This is a genomic window from Pseudonocardia yunnanensis (genome assembly GCF_039534065.1).
GTDB classification, from domain to species: Bacteria; Actinomycetota; Actinomycetes; order Mycobacteriales; family Pseudonocardiaceae; genus Pseudonocardia; species Pseudonocardia yunnanensis.
In genome coordinates this window covers 1-18,910 of sequence record NZ_BAAAUS010000043.1, presented here as the reverse complement: position 1 = coordinate 18,910, position 18,910 = coordinate 1, and the positions used below count along the sequence as shown (strand labels likewise).

Annotated in this window: 14 protein-coding genes and 1 pseudogene; 4 read left to right on the top strand and 11 right to left on the bottom strand. The window is 72.8% G+C overall.

The features are described from left to right. Positions 1 to 2: 2 nt before the first annotated feature. The 4 genes from ABD743_RS33510 to ABD743_RS33495 form a co-directional block, all read right to left on the bottom strand. Positions 3 to 3,356 carry an error-prone DNA polymerase gene (locus ABD743_RS33510; RefSeq protein WP_344726998.1) on the bottom strand — a complete coding sequence of 1,118 codons (3,354 nt, stop codon included), beginning with the start codon at positions 3,354 to 3,356 and terminating at the stop codon, positions 3 to 5. Positions 3,357 to 3,463: 107 nt separating this feature from the next. Then, the gene (locus tag ABD743_RS33505) at positions 3,464 to 3,802 is read right to left on the bottom strand and encodes a thioredoxin family protein (RefSeq protein WP_344726996.1); all 339 of its coding nucleotides are present in this window, start codon (positions 3,800 to 3,802) and stop codon (positions 3,464 to 3,466) included. Then, entirely contained in the window at positions 3,799 to 4,197 is a 399-nt protein-coding gene (locus tag ABD743_RS33500) for a MerR family transcriptional regulator (RefSeq protein ID WP_344726994.1), read from the bottom strand. Before ABD743_RS33500 ends, ABD743_RS33505 begins: the two co-directional genes overlap by 4 nt. A 50-nt stretch (positions 4,198 to 4,247) precedes the next feature. Beyond that, positions 4,248 to 5,288: a LacI family DNA-binding transcriptional regulator gene (locus tag ABD743_RS33495; protein WP_344726992.1), complete on the bottom strand. Its 1,041-nt coding sequence runs from the start codon at positions 5,286 to 5,288 to the stop codon at positions 4,248 to 4,250. Positions 5,289 to 5,496: 208 nt separating this feature from the next. On the opposite strand from ABD743_RS33495, the gene ABD743_RS33490 reads away from it, so the two are divergent. From ABD743_RS33490 to ABD743_RS33480, 3 genes are all read left to right on the top strand, one after another. Further along, positions 5,497 to 6,558, top strand: a complete 1,062-nt coding sequence (locus ABD743_RS33490; RefSeq protein WP_344726990.1) for a substrate-binding domain-containing protein — start codon at positions 5,497 to 5,499, stop codon at positions 6,556 to 6,558. Positions 6,559 to 6,667: 109 nt separating this feature from the next. Beyond that, a complete protein-coding gene (locus ABD743_RS33485; protein WP_344726988.1) occupies positions 6,668 to 7,723 on the top strand; it encodes an ABC transporter permease in 1,056 nt (351 codons plus the stop codon). 41 nt (positions 7,724 to 7,764) lie between these two features. Beyond that, complete coding sequence (locus ABD743_RS33480) at positions 7,765 to 8,538, top strand: ATP-binding cassette domain-containing protein (RefSeq protein WP_344727677.1); 774 nt, start codon at positions 7,765 to 7,767, stop codon at positions 8,536 to 8,538. A gap of 53 nt (positions 8,539 to 8,591) precedes the next feature. Here the strand turns inward: ABD743_RS33480 and ABD743_RS44625 are convergent, their stop codons facing one another. Together ABD743_RS44625 and ABD743_RS33470 are read right to left on the bottom strand one after the other, a co-directional pair. Beyond that, the gene (locus ABD743_RS44625) at positions 8,592 to 10,487 is read right to left on the bottom strand and encodes a Y-family DNA polymerase (RefSeq protein WP_379659190.1); all 1,896 of its coding nucleotides are present in this window, start codon (positions 10,485 to 10,487) and stop codon (positions 8,592 to 8,594) included. A gap of 121 nt (positions 10,488 to 10,608) precedes the next feature. Beyond that, complete coding sequence (locus ABD743_RS33470; protein ID WP_379659179.1) at positions 10,609 to 11,379, bottom strand: hypothetical protein; 771 nt, start codon at positions 11,377 to 11,379, stop codon at positions 10,609 to 10,611. A 742-nt stretch (positions 11,380 to 12,121) separates the two neighbouring features. Here ABD743_RS33470 and erm point away from each other — a divergent pair. Further along, on the top strand, positions 12,122 to 12,880 hold the full coding sequence (gene erm, locus ABD743_RS33465; protein ID WP_344726987.1) for a 23S ribosomal RNA methyltransferase Erm: 759 nt from the start codon (positions 12,122 to 12,124) through the stop codon (positions 12,878 to 12,880). Positions 12,881 to 13,156: 276 nt separating this feature from the next. Here erm and purH read toward each other — a convergent pair whose 3' ends face one another. From purH to ABD743_RS33440, 5 genes and pseudogenes are all read right to left on the bottom strand, one after another. Continuing rightward, the gene (gene purH, locus ABD743_RS33460) at positions 13,157 to 14,728 is read right to left on the bottom strand and encodes a bifunctional phosphoribosylaminoimidazolecarboxamide formyltransferase/IMP cyclohydrolase (protein ID WP_344726985.1); all 1,572 of its coding nucleotides are present in this window, start codon (positions 14,726 to 14,728) and stop codon (positions 13,157 to 13,159) included. Next, the gene (gene purN / locus ABD743_RS33455; RefSeq protein WP_344727674.1) at positions 14,725 to 15,342 is read right to left on the bottom strand and encodes a phosphoribosylglycinamide formyltransferase; all 618 of its coding nucleotides are present in this window, start codon (positions 15,340 to 15,342) and stop codon (positions 14,725 to 14,727) included. The genes purH and purN overlap by 4 nt, the downstream gene beginning before the upstream one ends. Positions 15,343 to 15,574: 232 nt before the next feature. Further along, complete coding sequence (locus tag ABD743_RS33450; protein WP_344726983.1) at positions 15,575 to 17,476, bottom strand: cell division protein PerM; 1,902 nt, start codon at positions 17,474 to 17,476, stop codon at positions 15,575 to 15,577. A gap of 96 nt (positions 17,477 to 17,572) precedes the next feature. Next, complete coding sequence (locus ABD743_RS33445; protein ID WP_344726981.1) at positions 17,573 to 18,658, bottom strand: DUF5336 domain-containing protein; 1,086 nt, start codon at positions 18,656 to 18,658, stop codon at positions 17,573 to 17,575. 156 nt (positions 18,659 to 18,814) lie between these two features. Further along, positions 18,815 to 18,910: pseudogene (locus ABD743_RS33440) on the bottom strand (succinate--CoA ligase subunit alpha); the annotation flags it as partial.

Below are 18,910 nucleotides of genomic sequence, written 5' to 3'. Positions count from 1 at the left end.
GTTCAGCGGAAGTCACGCGACTTCACCGGCACGGTGAGCGCCAGCCGCTGCAGCCGGTCGGCCACCAGGTTGAGCACACCTTCCGGGCTGCGTTCCAGCCGGCCGCGCACCAGCAGCGCCGTGCTGCTGATCGCCACCGTGCGGTAGCGCGCCCACAGCCCCTCCGAGCAGGTGACGTTGAGCATCCCGCTCTCGTCCTCGAGGTTGAGGAACGTGACCCCGCGCGCGGTGGCTGGCCGTTGCCGGTGGGTGACCAGCCCGGCGACCAACACCCGCGGCGGCGTCTGCTCCGGGTCGCCTGCCACGAGGTTGCGGCCGACCGCGTCGAGCCCGTCGATCCGCACCGCGCCCAGGCCGTCGAGTCGCTCCCGCAGGTGCTGCATCGGGTGGCTGTCCGGCGAGACGCCCGTGGCCCACACGTCCGCGGCCGTGAGCTCGACGCCGGTGAGGCCGGGCAGCGCGGGCGCCTCCAGCCCGACGGCGGTGCCGGGTAGCTGCTCGGGACGCACGGCAGCCACCACACCCGCCGCCCACAGCGCCGAACGGCGGTCGACCCCGAAGCACCCGAACGCCCCCGCCGTGGCCAGGGCCTCGGCCTGCGGCACGGTGAGCCGTACGCGGCCTGCCAGGTCGGCGAGGTCGCGGTAGGGCCCGCCCCGCTCGCGTTCCGCGTCGATCTCCTCGGCCAACTCCAGGCCGACACCCCGCACCTCGGCCGTGCCCAGCCGGATCGCCTGCCCACCGGTGCTGCGCGAATCCGGCTGGAGCACCGCCTCGGCCCGCCCGAGGTTGACGTCCGGGCCGCGCGCGAGCACGCCGTGGCGGCTCGCGTCGGCCACCAGCGACTGTGGTGAGTAGAAGCCCATGGGCTGGGAGTTGAGCAACGCCGCGCAGAAGGCCGCCGGGTAGTAGTGCTTGAACCAGGCGCTGTAGTAGACGAGCGACGCGAAGCTGATCGAGTGGCTCTCCGGGAACCCGAAGTTGGCGAACGCCAGCATCTTGCGGAAGATCCCGTCGGCCACCTCACCGGTGATGCCGTTGGCTGCCATGCCGGCGAAGAACCGGTCGCGGAGCCTCTCCATCTTCTCCTCCGACCGCTTCGAGCCCATCGCGCGGCGCAACTCGTCGGCGTCGGCCGCGGAGAAGCCGGCGACGTCAACGGCGATCTGCATGAGCTGCTCCTGGAACAGCGGCACACCGAGCGTCTTCTGCAACGCGCCCTTGAGCAGGGGGTGGTCGTAGGTGACCTCGTCGATCCCGTTGCGGCGCCGGATGTAGGGGTGCACCGACCCGCCCTGGATGGGGCCGGGCCGGATCAGCGCAACCTCCACCACCAGGTCGTAGAACTCCCGTGGCTTCAGCCGGGGCAGCGTGGCCATCTGCGCGCGCGACTCCACCTGGAACACCCCGATCGAGTCGGCCCGCTGCAGCATCGCGTACACGGCAGGGTCGGTGGGCGACAGCTCGTGGAGCTCGATCTTCTCGCCGTGGTGCTCGGCGACCAGGTCGATCATCAGGTGCAGTGCGGTGAGCATGCCCAGCCCGAGCAGGTCGAACTTGACCAGGCCCGCGGCAGCACAGTCGTCCTTGTCCCACTGGACGACGGTGCGGCCCTCCATCCGGGCCCACTCGACGGGCACCACCTCGGAGACGGGCCGGTCGCAGATGACCATGCCTCCGGAGTGGATGCCGAGGTGGCGGGGAAAGCCCAGCAGCTCGTCGGCAAGCTCGACGACCTGATCGGGCAGCCCGGCAGGAGCCGTGGCCGTGTTGTTGTCCACCGGGCCGTGCCAGCGCTCGATCTGCTTGCTCCACGCGTCCTGCTGGCCCGGGGAGAACCCCAGCGCCTTCGCCATGTCGCGGACGGCGGAGCGCGGCCGATAGGTGATCACGTTGGCCACCTGTGCAGCGCATCCACGGCCGTGGCGGCGGTAGACGTACTGGATCGCTTCCTCGCGACGGCCGGACTCGATGTCGAGGTCGATGTCGGGATAGCCGTCGCGGGCCGGGGACAGGAAGCGCTCGAACAGCAGCCGGTGGGCCACGGCGTCGACGTTGGTGATGCCGAGCGCGAAGCAGACGGCCGAGTTGGCGGCCGACCCCCGGCCCTGGCAGAGGATGTCGGAGCGGCGGCAGAACTCGACGATGTCGTGGACGATCAGGAAGTAGCCGGGGAAGTTCTTCTGCTCGATGATCTTCAGTTCGCGTTCGACCGTCTCCACGGCCTCCGGGTACTCGGCGTGGCTGCCGTAGCGGCGGGCGACCCCGCGGTAGGTCAGCTCCCGCAGCCAGCTCGCCTCCGTGTGTCCCGGCGGGACGTCGAACGGCGGCAGATCGGGCGCCACCAGGTCGATCGAGAACGCGCACTCCGCCCCCAGCGCCGCCGCCCGCGCCACCGCACCCGGATAGCGCTCGTCGAACCGGGCCGCCATCTCCGCCCCCGAACGCAGATGGGCGGTGCCCGCGGGAGGAAGCCAGCCGTCGGCGTCGTCGAGGCCTCGCCGGGCCCGTACCGCCGCCAACGCCGTGGCCAGCGGGAACCGGTGCGGGGTGGCGTAGTGGGCGGCAGTGGACGCGATGACGGGCAGGCCGGCGTCGTGCGCGAGCTCGGCGAGGACGTCGTTGCGCTCGGTGTCGGTGGGCAGGGCCTGGTGCGTGAGCTCGACGACCACATGGTCGGCCCCGAACCGCTCGACGAGGCGGCGCAGCTCCTTGCCCGCGGCGTCACGGCCGCCGGTGCGCAGCGCCTGGCGGACCGCGCCCTTGCGGCACCCGGTGAGCACCAGCACCTGCCCCGCGGTGTCGGCCACGACCTCGTCGAGGTCGTAGACCGGGCGCCCTTTCTCCTTGCCGCGTAGCTGCGCCGTGCTGATGGTGCGGCACAACGAGCGGTAGCCCTCGGGGTGGCGGGCGAGCAGGAGCAGGTGGCTGCCCTCCGGGTCGGCCACGCCGTTCTGCGGGGCCGTGAGCCCGAGGGAGAGCTCGGCCCCGAAGGCCGTGCCGACCCCCAGCTCGGCTGCGGCCTCGGCGAACCGGACCACTCCGTACATGCCGTCGTGGTCGGTGAGTGCGATCGCGTCGAGGCCCAGCCGCGCCGCCTGCTCGACCAGCTCCTCGGGATGGCTCGCACCGTCGAGGAAGCTGAAGTTGGAGTGGCAGTGCAGCTCGGCGTACGGGACGCGGTTCTGCGGCTCCGGCAGCTCCGGCGGGGTGTAGGGCTCGCGCTTGCGCGACCACGCGGGGCTGTCGCCGCCGTCGACCTCCGGCCCTCCGGTGAGGCTCGCGCCGTCGCGGGGGCGTCCGGAGAGCGTCGCCTCCAGCTCGCGCCACGGCATGTCCGGGTTGTTGAAGCCCATACATGCAGTCGAACATGCGTTCGATGATCAGCTCAACCGCCTGACCAGGCGAACTCGTCACACGACAGTGCTCCCGGCCCGCCGACGATGGGCCGGGCGGCCGGGGCTCAGGCGCTGAGCGCCTGGGCAGGCAGATGCTCCTCGATCGCACGCATCAGCGCAGCCTTCGGCCGCGCACCCACCACCTGCGTGACGACCCGGCCGCCGACGTAGAGGTTGAGCGTCGGCATCCCGAGCACGCCGGCGTCACGAGCGGTCAGGGGATTGGCGTCCACATCGAGCTGCGCAACCACCAACCGCCCCTCCTGCTCGACGGAGATCTGGCGCAGCACCGGCTCGATCATCCGGCACGGCGGGCACCAATCCGCTGTGAAGTCGAGCAGCACGGGCAGCTCGGCACGGAGCACCAGCTCGTCGAACGTGGCGTCGGTGACAGGGACGATCATCGAAACTCCTCGGGGTCTGGGGCGACGAACGTGATGGAGCAACGCGGGGTGGGCGGGTCGCCGAGCCGGTCGGCGAGCTCGTCCCGGACGGTCTGCAGCCGCGTGAGCCACTCGTCCACCTCGGCGAGCTTGCGCCGCTGCACGGCTCGGGAATCCGGACAGCTCGCACCCGTGGCGTTCCCGGCTCGCAGGCACTCGACGAACGGGCGGGTCTCCTCGAGCGCGAACCCGAGATCCACCAGCGACCGGATCTCGGCCACGACCCGCAGGTCGCCCTCGTCGTAGTCGCGGTAGCCGTTGGCGCGACGCCGGGCGGCCAGCAGGCCCAGCTCCTCGTAGTGGCGCAGCGCGCGCGGGCTCACCCCGGCGCGGCGGCCCAGCTCACTGATCCGCATGTCACCGACGCTAAACCTTGCCGCCGACGGCAACGCCAGCCTGATCGCAGTCAGGAGGGTGGCGGGATCTCGCCCGAGCCGCGCCGGATCAGGGTGGTGGGGACCAGGCGGCACTGCGCCGGGCCCGTGTCGCCGTCGATGCGGGCGAAGAGCAACTCGGCCGCGGTCCGTCCGATCGCGGCAGGGTCCTGCGCGACCACGGTGACGGCGGGGCTCAGCAGGTCGGCCAGGAGGAAGTCGTCGAACCCGACCAGCGCGACGGTGTGCTCGAGTCCCATCCTCCGTAGGGCGCGCACGGCGCCGACCGTCACCAGGTTCTGCGCGGTGAACAACGCCGTGGGCGGGTCGGGACGGCTGAGGAGGGCGGTGACGACGCCGTCGGCCGCAGAGGTGTCCCGCACGTCCTGTACGACGAGTGCCGGATCCAGCGGCAACCCGCAGCCGCGCAGCGCCTCGCGGTACCCCGCGTGGCGCTGACGGGCGGTGGCGACGGTGCGCCGGTCGCCGATGAACGCAATGCGCCGGTGGCCGGCCGCGGCGAGGTGGCGCACGCCCTCGGCTGCGCCGATCTCGTTGGTGGCCACCACCGAGTCGACCGGCAGGTTGCTCGCCTCGCGGTCGAGGCAGACGATCGCCGTGCCCGCCCGCAGCTCAGCGGCGAGGTGCGACTGGTCATTCCCGGCCGGGACGAGCAGCAGCCCGTCGACGTTGCGGGCGCCGAACGCCTTCGTGAGCGCGCGCTCGCGGGCAGGGTCCTCGTCGAGGCTCGCGGAGTAGACGACCACGCCGCGCTGGTCCGCCTCGTTCTCCACCGCTCGTTGCACAGCGGCGGAGAACGGGTTGGCGACGTCCTCCAGCAGCAACCCGATCGATGCCGTCCTGCGATCCGACCGGCGCAGGATGCGGGCTCCCACGTTCGGACGGAAGTCGAGTTCCTCGATCGCCTTCCGGACGCGCCGTTCGAGCAGGGGCGACACGCCGCCCTCGTCGTTGACGACACGGGAGACGGTCTTGAAGCTCACCTGCGCCCGGGCCGCGACGTCGCGCATCGTGGGCCGGCGCCCACCGATCGGCGACTCGCGGAGACTCATGGTTCTCCTCTCGACCAGCTCCGGCGACGTGGTCCGGCCGGATGGTCGGACTCCAAGTCAACGTTGTCAAGAATCCTCTGCCGTTGCCCATTCGTTATCGAAGGGCTCTCAGCAGGCCTTGTAAAAGCAGTGTGAGCTGGACCAGAGTGCCTGACAACGTTGTCTACGTATGCAACCAGATGTCAATGATGACGAGAGGTCGCAGCACATGAGCCACGCATGGACAGCAGGACGGAGGGCCACCGTTCTGGCCACTGGGATGGCCGCGGCGCTCGCGCTCGCCGCCTGCGGTGGCGGTGACGGCGCAACCGGCGGGGGGAGCCAGCCGGTCATCGGACTGATCACCAAGACCGACACCAACCCGTTCTTCGTGAAGATGAAGGAGGGTGCGCAGGCCGCGGCCGCCACCCAGGGCGTGCAGCTTCAGACCTTCGCCGGCAAGCAGGACGGCGACAACGAGTCGCAGGTGCAGGCCATCGAGAACCTGATCTCGGCCGGAGCCGCCGGCTTCCTCATCACCGCGAACGACTCCAAGGGCATCGTGCCCACGCTCGACCGGGCCAGGCAGGCCGGCATGCTCGTGATCGCGCTCGACACCCCGATCGACCCGGCCGACGCCGCCGACGCCACGTTCGCCACCGACAACTACCAGGCAGGGCTGCTCATCGGGCAGTGGGCGAAGGCGAAGTTCGAGTCCGAGGGCAAGCAGGCCAGGATCGCGATGCTCGACCTCAGCCCCAACGGGGTGTCCGTCGACGTCCAGCGTGACCAGGGCTTCCTCGAAGGCTTCGGGGTGGATGTCGCTGACAAGACCCGGATCGGCGACGAGTCCGACCCGCGCATCGTCGGGCACGACGTCACCGACGGCGCCGAGGAGGGCGGGCGCACCGCAATGGAGAACCTGCTCCAGAAGGACCCCTCGATCAACCTCGTCCACACGATCAACGAGCCGGCGGCCGCAGGCGCGTATGAGGCGCTGAAGGCAGCCGGCAGGCAGAACGACGTCACGATCGTCTCCGTCGACGGTGGCTGCCCCGGCGTCGAGGCCGTGAAGTCCGGCGCGATCGGCGCCACGTCGCAGCAGTACCCGCTGAAGATGGCCTCCCTGGGCATCGAGGCGATCGCGAAGTTCGCCAAGGACGGCACCAAGCCGGAGACCACGGCGGGCAAGAGCTTCTACGACACGGGCGTCGAGCTGATCACCGACCAGCCGCAGCCGAACGTCCCGTCCAAGGACACCGCCTTCGGCGCTGCCAACTGCTGGGGCTGAGACCTCACTCGACCTGGCCCATCGCCCGGACGCGGGTCAGGCTGGAGTGCGGTAGGACCACACCACCGGCTCCAGCCACCCGCCCTGTCGCACAAAGGAGTGCTTCTGCATGGCGAACGACGCGTCCCCCGGCAGCGGAACCGCCACGGTGCCGGACACCGGGACCACGGGCTTCGAGGAGCGCCACACGGAGTCACCGCTCCAGCGGATCCAGCACGTGCTGCACGCCAACCCGATCCTCGGCCCGCTCGCGGTGCTGGTGCTGGCGATCATCGTGTTCTCGATCGTCAGCGGCCGGTTCCTCTCGGCGACGAACCTCGGGCTCGTGCTCGCCCAGGTCACCGTCATCGCGGTATTGGCACTGGGGCAGACCCTGATCATCCTCACCGCGGGCATCGACCTCTCGGCCGGCGCGATCGCGGTGTTCTCCTCGATCCTCATGGCGAACATCGCCACCGACCTCGGCGTCCCCGGGGTGCTCGCGCTGATCATCGGCCTCGTGCTCGGCACCGCGATGGGGGCGATCAACGGCCTGCTCGTCACGCGACTGAAGCTGCCGCCGTTCATCGTCACGCTCGGCACGTTGAGCATCTTCTTCTCGCTCAACTCGGTGGTGTCGCAGAGCGAGACCGTGCGCGGCACGGACATGCCGTCGATCATGACCTGGACGGGCAACACGTTCGGCATCGGCGGCTTCCGCATCACCTACGGCTCGATCATCATGCTGCTGCTCTTCGCGGTGTTCTGGTACGCACTGTCCAACACCGCGTGGGGCCGGCACGTCTACGCCACCGGTGACGACATCGAGGCCGCACGCCTGGCCGGCATCCGCACCGGCCACGTGCTGTTCTCGGTGTACACGGTGGCCGGGCTGCTCTACGCGATCGGCGCCTGGATCCTCATGGGCCGCCTCGCTTCGGCAAGCCCCAACGTCGGGGTGGAGTACAACCTCGACTCCATCACCGCCGTGGTGCTCGGCGGCACGAGCCTGTTCGGCGGGCGCGGGCTCGTGCTCGGCACGCTGGTCGGTGCGCTCATCGTCGGTGTCTTCCGCAACGGGCTGCAGCTCGGTGGCGTCGACGTCGTATGGCAGGGGTGCGCGATCGGCCTCCTCGTGCTCATCGCGGTCTCCATCGACCAGTGGATCCGGAAGGTGAAGGCATGACCGTGGAGACCGGCTCAGAGCCAAGCTCGGGGAAGGACCCGCTGCGCGAGCCCGTACTGCAGGCGAAAGGCCTGGTCAAGCGGTACGGGATGGTCACGGCCATCGCCAGCGGCGACCTCGAGCTGTACGCCGGGGAGATCCTCGCGGTGATCGGCGACAACGGCGCGGGCAAGACCAGCCTCATCAAGGCGCTGTGCGGGGCGATCATCCCCGACAGCGGCGAGATCTTCCTCGACGGCAAGCAGGTGCACTTCAAGACGCCGATGGACGCCCGTCGGGCAGGCATCGAGACCGTGTACCAGTCACTGGCTGTCTCGCCGGGGCTCGACATCGCCGACAACCTCTTCCTCGGCAGGGAGGTGCGCAAGCCCGGCATCCTCGGCTCGGTGTTCCGCATGCTGGACCACAAGAAGATGCGTGACGAGGCCAAACGGCACATGAGCGAGCTGGGGATCGCCACGCTGCAGAACATCAGACAGGCCGTGGAAAGCCTGTCCGGCGGGCAGCGGCAGGGTGTGGCCGTGGCCCGCTCGGCGGCGTTCGGGAGCAAGGTCATGATCCTCGACGAGCCGACTGCAGCCCTCGGGGTCAAGGAGAGCAACCGCGTGCTGCAGCTCATCCGCGACGTGCGTGACCGCGGCCTGCCGGTGATCCTGATCAGCCACAACATGCCGCACGTGTTCGAGATCGCGGACCGGATCCACATCCAGCGGCTCGGAAGGCGCGCCACGGTGATCACCCCGCAGTCGCACACGATGTCGGAGGCGGTCGCATTCATGACGGGGGCCGCGGAGCCGCCGCCACCGGTGGCCTGATGGCCCCGTGCGCGGATACGAGCTCCCGCACTCGTATCCGCGCACGCCACGGGTCAGTCGTAGATGCCCGTGACCCACCACCCCCCTTCGCGGGCGAGCAGCAGGAGCGCGACGCCGCCGTCCACGGCGATCTGCACCCTGCTGCCCGCCACTGCACCGGCCACCCACCACCGCTGGCGCAACGGCCAGGGGCCCGCCCATCCCTGCACCACCTGCGGGGTCCCGTCGTCCACCACGAGGCGGTGCGGCGGCGCTGACAACAAGTCCGGGGCGGTGAGCCGCACCGGCCTCCCCGTGGCGTCGACCAGCGCCGCGGGAAGAGGCTGCGGGGGCACGGTTGCGGGCGACGGGGCGGGCAACCGCCCCGGCCAGGACGGCGGTGGGTCGGGAACCGCGGGACGGCCGGTGCTGCGCCGCGGGGCGGGGACCCGGCGCCGCCGGTTGGTGGTGCGCCCCTTCCCCTCCTCGGCGGCCACGTCGGCAGCGGAGACCCGCCCGGTGAGCCGCACCATGTCCTCCGGCCATCCCGCAGGCGCCGCGGAACGCCAGGAGTCGGCGACGGCACCGACCTCTTGCGTCGGATCCGTGGTCACAATGCCCGCACCGGCAGCAGGCGGTGCTCCGCGCGCTTGTCCTGCATCCACCTGCGGAGGCGGCTCGGCGGGGATCGAGCCCGGACTGGTCGCCCCCCGCGCCGGGCCCGCCCCCCGCGCACCCGCCGGGGACACCGGGCCTGTCCCGCCGACCTCGCCGGTGGCCAGGGGCGGCGACGGCATCGGTCCGGTGTCGAGCCTCCGATCGTCGCCCCAGGGCACCAGCCGCACCTGCTCCGCAGGATCCCGCCCACCCACCAGCACCGCGGTGAACACCGACTCCGGCCCCAGGAGCGCCTGTACCCGCACCAGCGCCCGCCCGGCCCGCTCGTCGGTCTCCCCGACGTCGCCCCACAACCCGAGCTGCAGCGCCCCGGCAGTGACCGTCTCCTCCGGCACCAGCCACAACCGGCACACCGCACCCGGCCCGTCGGCGCTCGTGGTGCGTGAGCGGGTGAGCCAGGCGTCGAGCTGCCAGCGCACCCGGTCGACGGTGCCGGACGGGGTGAGCGGCTCGGCGCAGCGCCAGATCCGGTGCAGCTCCTCCCCCGACACGGTGCGGGCGGCGACGCCCAGCCGTGTGCAGGAGAGCCCGTGCCCGGCCAGAGCGCGGTGCAGCCGCTCGGCCAGACCGCGGGCGGCGAAGGCAGCGGCGTCGACGCGATCGACGGGTGGGTCCAGCTCGATCTCCACCGCGAGCTCCTCCGGCGGTGTGCGCCGCACCGGCGGACGGGGGTCGAGCCCGCGGGCGAGCCGGTGGCAGAGCACCGCGTCGGCACCGAACCGGGAAGCGACGTCCTCGGCGTCGAGCTCCGCGAGCGCCCCCAGGCTGCGCAGCCCGAGCCGGCGCAGCAGCCCGACCAGTTCGGAACGGTCGACGTCGGGCTCGCGGTCCAGCTCCTCGACGCCGAGCGGGGCGAGGAACGCAGGGGTGTCGCCGGGCGCGACAGCCAAGCCGCGGCGCGCCGCGAGCACCGCGGCGAACAGCCCGTCGGCCACGCCCACCTGGCACTCCACGCCGGTGCGAGCAGCGACCTGGTCGACCAGCTTCTCCGCGGCCGCCTGCTCGCCCCCGAACCACCCGACCGGACCCTGCGCCGCCAGCGCCACCAGCCCCGGCCGCACGACCTCCACCCCCGGTGCGAGCTCCTCGGCCGCGGCCACGACCGGTTCGAAGGCCCGGGCGTCACGGTCGGGGTCGCGCTCCAGCACGACCAGCTCCGGGCACCGCGCCTGCGCTTCCCGTCGCCGCAGTCCACGGCGCACCCCGTGGGCGCGGGCGACCGCCGAGCAGGCCAGCACCCGGTTGGCCACGACCACGGCCGCCGGCCGGTGCGAAGGGACGTGGGCGGCCATGGCCGCTGCCGTGACCGGCCAGTCCGGGGACCACAGCGCGAGCACCCGCACGACGGACGCGCTCACGACGGGCGCTCGCCGCGAGGTAGCAGGCCACCGCGCCTTGTCCCATCCGCGCCGGTCATCCCGCCGCCCGCTCGTCCTCGATGGTGACGACCGCGGCCGGCCGCGCAACGTCCGCCACCGCGCTCCCCGGCGCCGGCAGCAGCAGCGTTGCCGGACGCGCGCCCGGCGCGACAGCCCGCCCCCGAAGCTGCACCTCGACCCGACGGGAACGCAGCCTGCCCGCGCCGGCATCCAGCCCCCGCCACTGCACGTCGCTACAGCTCAGTTCCACGTCGGCGCCCGGCCAGGAACCGAGCGCCATCAGCACCGCACCCCGCTGCCGAGCCCTGGCCGCCAGCCGTTGCCGGTCGGCGGCGCGCACACCGGCACGGGCCGCGCCCGAGACCGCGACGACGTCCATCCCGTCCAGCAGCGCGATCGTGACCGCCAGCAGATCGGCGCCCGGCTCCGGCACCAAAGCCAGCCGCTCCAGTTGCACCCCCGCCTCGGCGGCGGCCAGTAGCCCGAGCCCCGGCCTGCCGACCACCCCCACCCACGCCCCGTCCGCGGAGGCCTCGGCGAGCAGCGCGAACAGCAGTGACGTGGCACCGGGAACGGCGGGGAGCGCGACCGTGGACCCTCGCCGCAGCCCTCCGGCGGGCAGGAGCCGGGCCAGCGGCTCGGCAACCGGCAGCACCGCACCGTCCGACTCGGTGACGGGCGCGGGCCGCACACTCCCCGAACGCCCCTCCAGGCGACGCAGCAGACCGCGGGCGAGCTCCAACCGGCTCCCGTGATCGGGCCGGGGCACCCGCGCCGTCGTGACGGTGGCCGCAGCATCAGGCACACATGCCTCCCCAGGGTCACGCCGCGGGGAAGTCGGCGATCATCATCGAACGTACGTTCGAAGCTTAGTCGTTCTCGCTGGTCACGCTCAACCCCAGCCCCCACAGCTCACCCGTTGGGTAGACCCTCGCCCCGCGAGCCGCCCCGTTCCCACCCGCTCTACGTCCCGAGCGGGGGAGCCCGGCGGACTGGATGAACGGCACCGCCGGACGGACCTACCGGACGAGCGTGCCGTCCGTGCACGCGCCCGGCGCGCGGCGCAGCCTTGCCTGCCCGCAGGAATTCGCGGACGAGCGGCACGGCCGCGCGGACCTACCGGACGAACGCGCCGCTGGTACAGCTCACACGGCCGCGGAACCCCAGACCGGCGTGGACGGGCGGCGCCGCCGCACGAACCCATCGAGCCGAAGTGCCGTTCGTGCAGCTCGCGGCCGGCCCACCTCGAGAGGCTGGACGAGCGGCCCCGCCGGGCGGACCTACCGGACGAACGCGCCGCTCGTACCCGCGCTCAGAATGCACTGATGCCCGGCCCGCCCGGTCCTCGTCCCGAGTCGACGCCGTGATCGTTGGCCGGAAAACAGCTGGCCCCCGCCGATAACGTCGTCTGCGTGGGTTACGGCTTCATAAGGGTGCGCCGCGTCTCTCGGACGCCGCGCCGCTGACTCTCGCCCCGCCAACCGGGGCTGCTCCGCGCGCCGTCCGATCCGGATCCCTTCCCGATCGACGCGAAGCGCAGGTCACCCATGCCCTCGTCCACCCATCACCCTTCCTTCGGCGGCCGCCACGAGCTCGGCCAGAACTTCCTCGCCGACCGGCGCGTGGCCGCCCGCGTCGCCGGCTTGGTGCCGCCAGGCGCGATCCTCGAGCTCGGCCCCGGCGACGGAGCCCTGACGCGGCATCTCGCCGCCCGTCGCGGCCTCGTCACCGCCGTCGAGCTGGACCCCCGGCGGGTTGCCGCTCTCCGCCGTTCTCTCGGTCACCGCGTTCACGTCATCCACGACGACATGCTGCGGTTCCGCTTCGAAGGCGAGCACCACGTCGTGTCCAACGTGCCCTTCGGCATCACCACCCCCCTGCTGCGCCACCTCCTCGCGCAACGGGACTGGATCACCGCCGTGCTGCTGCTTCAGTGGGAGGTCGCACGCAAGCGTGCCGCGGTGGGCGGCACGACGCTCCTCACCGCAAGCTGGTGGCCGTGGTACGAGTTCGGGCTCGCCGGACGGGTGCCGGCCGCCGCGTTCCGGCCACGTCCCGGAGTGGACGGCGGGATCCTCGTCGTCACGCGCCGGGACCGCGAGCTGGTTGCCAGGGCGGACCGCGCTCGCTACCAGCAGCTGGTCCGGACGACGTTCAGCGGCGACCGGCTGGTGACGACCCTGCGGCGCGCGCACCCTGCCATCCGGACCTGGCTTGCGAGGCAGGGGCTGGACACCTCGACGCGACCACGCGACCTCACCGCGCACCACTGGGTGTCGCTCTTCGGGAGCATCCCACGCTCCTGACCTCAGGCTGCGCCGCTCCGCACACGATCCGGGGCGACTCCTCGCCAGGAAGCAGGCGCCTCGCGCGCCAACCGCCCCGGCTCGCGCGCCGAATCCAGCGACCCGCACGCGGGTGCCGGTAATCGGCCCGCGAGGCTCACGGCCACAATCAGCTCGCCGGCCCACCCCGAGAGGGCTCGGCGAGCACCACCACCACGTGAGCGGACGAGCGGCACTACCGAACGGACCTACCGGATCAACGCGCCGCTAGTACAAACCGGGCGGCTCGCGAGGGCGTCAGTGGGCGAAGTGGCGCGTGCCCGTCAGGTACAGGGCGATCCCGGCCTTGGCCGCCGCCTCCGTCGACAGGTTGTCGCGTACCGAGCCGCCCGGCTGCACGACCGCCCGCACGCCCGCCTCGAGCAGCACCTCGAGCCCGTCGGGGAACGGGAAGTAGGCGTCGGACGCGGCCACCGAGCCGCGAGCCCGATCGCCGGCCCGAGCCACCGCCAGCCGGGCCGCGTCCACCCGGTTGACCTGCCCCATCCCGACCCCGACGGCGGCGCCCCCGGAGGCGAGCAGGATGGCGTTCGACTTCACGGAGCGGCACGCCCGCCAGGCGAACGCGAGATCGGCCAGCACGTCGTCCGGCACCGGGTCGCCGGTGGCGAGGGTCCAGGTGGAGGGGTCGTCGCCGGGCGCGTCGAGGATGTCGCGCTGCTGCAGCAGCAGCCCTCCGGAGATCGGGCGCATCTCGGCACCCGCCCGGGCCGGCGCGACGGGGAGCCGCAGCACGCGGATGTTCTTCTTACCGGTGAGCACCTCGAGCGCTCCGTCGGCGTACGACGGCGCCAGAACGACCTCGGTGAACACCTCGGCCACCTGCTCCGCCATCTCCACGCTCACCTCGCGGTTCACCGCGATCACGCCGCCGTAGGCGCTGACGGGGTCGGTGGCGTGGGCCTTGCGGTGGGCGTCGGCGATGTCGGTGCCGACGGCGATGCCGCACGGGTTGGCGTGCTTGATGATGGCGACGCAGGGCTCGTCGTGGTCGTGGGCGGCGCGCCACGCGGCGTCGGCGTCGGTGTAGTTGTTGTAGGACATCTCCTTGCCGTGCAGCTGCTCAGCAGCGGCGAGGCCGGGCTGCCCCGAGACGTACAGCGCGGCGCTCTGGTGCGGGTTCTCGCCGTAGCGAAGCGTGGCGGCGCGCTCCCAGGAGGCCCCGACCCAGGACGGGAACACGCCGGCCTCGGGGTCGGGCGCGAGGACGTTGCCCATCCAGGACGCCACCGCGATGTCGTAGGTGGCGGTGTGCCGGAACGCCGCCACGGCGAGCAGCCGCCGCTCGGCGAGCTCGAACCCGCCGTTCTTCACGTGCTCGAGCACCCAGTCGTAGCGGGCAGGCTCGACGACGACGGCCACGCTGTCGTGGTTCTTCGCCGCGGCCCGGACCATCGCGGGCCCACCGATGTCGATCTGCTCCACGCATTCGGCAGGCGTGGCGCCCGATGCAACCGTCTCCGTGAACGGGTAGAGGTTCGACACCAGCAGGTCGAACGGAGCGATGTCGAGCTCTCGGAGCTGCTCGACGTGCTCCGGGCGCCGCGTGTCGGCGAGCAGCCCGGCGTGCACCCGGGGGTGCAGGGTCTTGACCCGGCCGTCGAGGCACTCGGGGAAGCCGGTGAGCTCCTCGACCGGTGTGACGGGTACGCCGGCGTCGGCGATGCGCTGCGCGGTGGAGCCGGTGGACACGATCTCGACACCGAGCGCGTGGAGGCCGGTGGCGAGGTCCGCCACGCCCGTCTTGTCATAGACGCTGATCAACGCCCGTCGTACGGGACGACGAGCGGGGGTCTCGGCGGAGCTCACGGAATGGTCACCTCTCGTCCGGTCACGGTGGCTCCCTGCCGGGCCAGCGCGGCGACGGTGCTCACGAGCAACCGCCGTTCCTCGATCTTGATTCGTTCGTGCAGCGAGTCGACGCTGTCCCCAGGTTCGACGGGAACCGCGGCCTGCGCCAGCACCGGTCCCGTGTCGGTCCCGTCGTCCACGATGTGCAGGGTGGCCCCGGTGACCTTGACGCCGTACGCGAGAGCGTCGGCCACGCCGCGGATGCCGGGGAAAGCGGGCAGCAGCGCGGGGTGGGTGTTGATCATCGGGCCGGCGATGCCGCTGAGGAAGCCCGGACCGAGGATCTTCATGAACCCGGCGCTGACCACGAGGTCGGGACGGTGCTCGGCGACGGCTTTGGCCATCGCGGAGTCCCATGCGCCGCGGTCGGCGTGGTCGGCCATGCGCACCGTGAACGTGGGGACACCGGCGCGCTCGGCGCGGGCCAGCCCTTCGATACCGCCACGGTCCGCCCCGACGGCGACCACGCGGGCCGGGTAGGTGCCGTCGGCCGCGGCGTCGAGGAGCGCCTGCAACAGCGTGCCGGAGCCGGAGACCAGGACGACCACACGGGCCGGAACGGGGAGCTCCACCCGGTAGGTACCGCTCGGCGATGCGGGCAAGCGCTGACTCCTCGGCAGGACGGGGATCGGGTGACAACCTCCAGGGTAGGCCGCGGCGCAGGTCACACCGCCTTCGGAGGGCACCACGGGGTGCGCGTCGCGCCCCACCGTCTCTGTTCGCGCCGCCCGGCCGTACGTCGGGTAAGGCGCAGCACCGCGCCCGGAACCCTACGGATCCGCAAGCGGGACCACAGGAACGAGCTCAGCCCTCGTCGGGCGGATCCTCGACGCTTCGGTTGCTGCCCTCCGCCGCCGCACGCCGGGCCGCCTCCCGCTCGCGCTGAGCAACGAGTTCCCCGACCGTGCGCGGGCCCCGCGGCTTGGGAGCAACCTGCTCCGAGGTGTCGTCGGGGCCAGGCGCACGATCCGGGGCGTCGGTCTGCTGCCCCTTGCTCCACCAGCGCTTCTTCTCGGACCCGTCGGCTGGGTCGGCATCGCGCCGGTCGGGGATCTCGCGGCCGCGCCGGCGCTCCGGGCGCTTCGCGGTGCGCGCCGGTGGCACCCGGCGCGGGGCGACCCGCTGGGGCAGGGCTCGTTGCGTCGCAGGCTCCTCGTCGTTCCGGGCGTCTGCGCGCCGTTGCGGGGAGCCGGCGTCCGGTTCGGTGTCGCCGCCTTCGGCTTCCTCACCGTCGGGTGCGGCCACCTCGCTCGCAGCGTCCTTGCTCTCCCGGTCCTCGTCAGGGGGGCCGGCCTCGCCGGCTGCGGCCGCTGCCTCGTCCGCGTCCGTCCCGGCCGTCTCGTCCTCGGCGGCCTCGGTCTCCGTCCGGGCCTGGTCCTCGTCCTCTGTGGTGACGTCCCGGGCTCCGGACTCGACCGGTGCGTGCCCGTGCCGCTCGGGCTTCGGCCGCGCAGCCGCCGCACGCGCCCGTCCCCGCCCGGCGTCGTCGGCGTGCGCTTCTTCCGTCTCTTCTGGCTCGTCCCGGCGGCTTCGGATCAGTGCCACGACCACCATCGGCAGCCCGACCCAGAGCAGGACGGCAGGCACCGCCAGCTCACCGGAGAGCCGCACCGGGTCGAACGGCCCCGCACCCAACCTCCCCCCGGCCAGCCACGCCAGCAGCCCGGCGATGAGCGCGGTGGCGACGGCCGTCGCGCCGACGGCACGCAACCGGTCTGCGGCACCGGCCGTGGTGACGCACGCGCGTCCGGCCAGCACTCCCACGGCGACGGGCAGGGCGAACGCCGCTGCGGCCCACACGGGTGGCGCGGAGGTCGGGAGGGCCGCCAGCAGCGGGAAGTTCGACCGCTCTCCCGGATACGCGGCGAGCGGGGTGGTCACGCCCGTGCCGACCGCGATGCCGGGGCCCAGCACCCAGCTCATCCCGGCGACGACGGCGTTGGGCAGGTAAGCGAGCGCGAGCAGCGTGAGCCCTATGCCGGCGCCGAAACCGGGGGCGAGCGTCTCGTATGCGGCAGCGATGTGCCCCGCACCCAGCACCAGACCGGCGAAGAGGGCCACGGAACCGGCCAGCACCAGCCCGGTGAGCGCAACCGCGGTGCCACGCAGCGCGGGCCGGAACCAGCCGGGAAGGCGCGCGACCCATTCCGCGGGCACCCCGCAGGCCCGCACCACCCCGACGGCGGCGGCCGCGGCCGCGACGAGACCGCCGCCGACCATCGCGGACCACGGCGTCACGGCGACCTCGGCCGCACGAGGGAGCAACGCGCTGCCCAGCACGGCGACCGAGGCATGTGCCCCGGCGATGCTCGCGAGCACCGCTCCGGCGTCCGAACGGAAACGACGGCCGAGCCGCCGCGCCGCCCACTTCGCCCCGACAGCGACGACCACGACGAGCACGGCCGTCGGCAGCAGGGGCAGCACGCTGAGCGGCTGGCCGCCCAGCACGAGCGGGATCTGGTGCGCGGCCAGCCACAGCGGGATCGCCGCGGCGAACGCCCCGTCGAGAGACAGGCTGCCGTCGCCCGTCACGATGACGAAGGCCGCAGCCGGCACCAGCAGGGCGTAACTGAAGATGACCGTGCCCATGGCGCCGGCCAGCAGCAGGCGCAGGCGGTCCAGGCCCGCGACGCCCCCGGATTCCGGGAGGTCGTTCGGACCGTCCGGATCCGGGTCGGTTCCAGGGCCGGCGAGTGTGCGGGTCACCGCACCAGGGTCTCAGCGGCGTGCCGCCCGAACGGACAGGCACGCCGGGGGCGCTCGGCGCGATCCACCGTCGGTGGACCGGCCGAGCGCCGGCTGTCAGTTGGGCGGCCGCTCGCCGGGCTGGATGAAACGGGTCTGCTCGACGGGCCCGTCATCCGGGTCGGACGTGTCACCGCGCTGCTCGTGACGTCCCTCCCCCGACGGTTCCTTCCACGGCTGGGCAGCGGGCTCGCTCTGCGGGTACGCCGAGGTGGCGTCGGAGGAGCCGGGGGCAGCGGCCGGGGTGCCGGGCGACGCCGGGGTGTCGGCCCCGGCATCAGGGGCGCCACCGCCGCCGTACCAACTGGGACCGCCTCCTGGCCGGGCACCGGGCTCGGGCTGGGCGGGCGCCTGCTGGCCCCAGCCGCCCTGTGCCGGCGGCTGCTGGCCCTGGCCGTAGCCGGGCTGGCCGGCGTAGCCCTGCTGGCCGTAGCCGGGCTGCTGGGCACCGTAGGGCGCCTGCTGCCCGTAGCCGGGCTGCTGGCCGACGTAGCCACCCTGCTGGCCGTAGCCGCTCTGGGCGGCCCCGTACTGCCCGTACGCGCTCTGCTGGCCGTACCCCTGCGGGTACTGGCCGCCGTAGCCCTGCTGCTGCTGTTGCTGTTGCGGGTGGCTCGGCGCCTGGCGCGGCCGGGGCGTCGGAGCCTTGACGAGATCGGCGTCAAGCAGCACCGCGCCGACGACGGCCGCGGTCTCCAGGATCGCGAGCACCAGCACGACCACCGCTGTGGTGGACGAGGCGCCGGTCGCTACGAGCTGCAGGACCAGCAGGGTGCCGGTGGCCACCGCCACAGCGGCGGGTACGAGCACGCGTCCGACCTTCGGCAGCAAGGCCGCACCGGCCAGCAGACCGCCGCCCACCAGCAGTGGCGCGATGACCGATGCGGCGAAACCCACCTCGTCGAAGAAGCCGAGCAGGTAGATCACCACACCCAGACCGGCCGCGACGAGCGCGAGCAGCCTCGCCGGGCCGGGCGCGAGCTGGGGCTCCGCCGCGGGGGCCGTCCGGCCGGCCGGATCCGCGGCCGACGTCGCCGACGACGACTCGGTCGACGTCGACCCTGTAGCCGTTGCCGGGGGCGACCCGGCAGGCGACGAGACGCCGTGGGCCGGTGTCCCGGGTGTCCCGGGCTGCTGACTCATGAAACGAACTCCCTCGGTGCGGACCCGCGGTCCGTCGCAGGTGATGGCTCGAAACGCTAGCTCATGTCGGCGACGAAGGCGGGATGGGAAGTTCGCCCAGGTCCGCCGCCGGGGAGCTGCGTTCCGCGGCCGGAACGCACGCTCCCCGGACTGTTCCTAGCGCGCGGCGATGAGCTCGCGCATGAGTGCAGCGGTCTCGCTGGGGGTCTTGCCGACCTTGACGCCCGCGGCCTCGAGAGCCTCCTTCTTGGC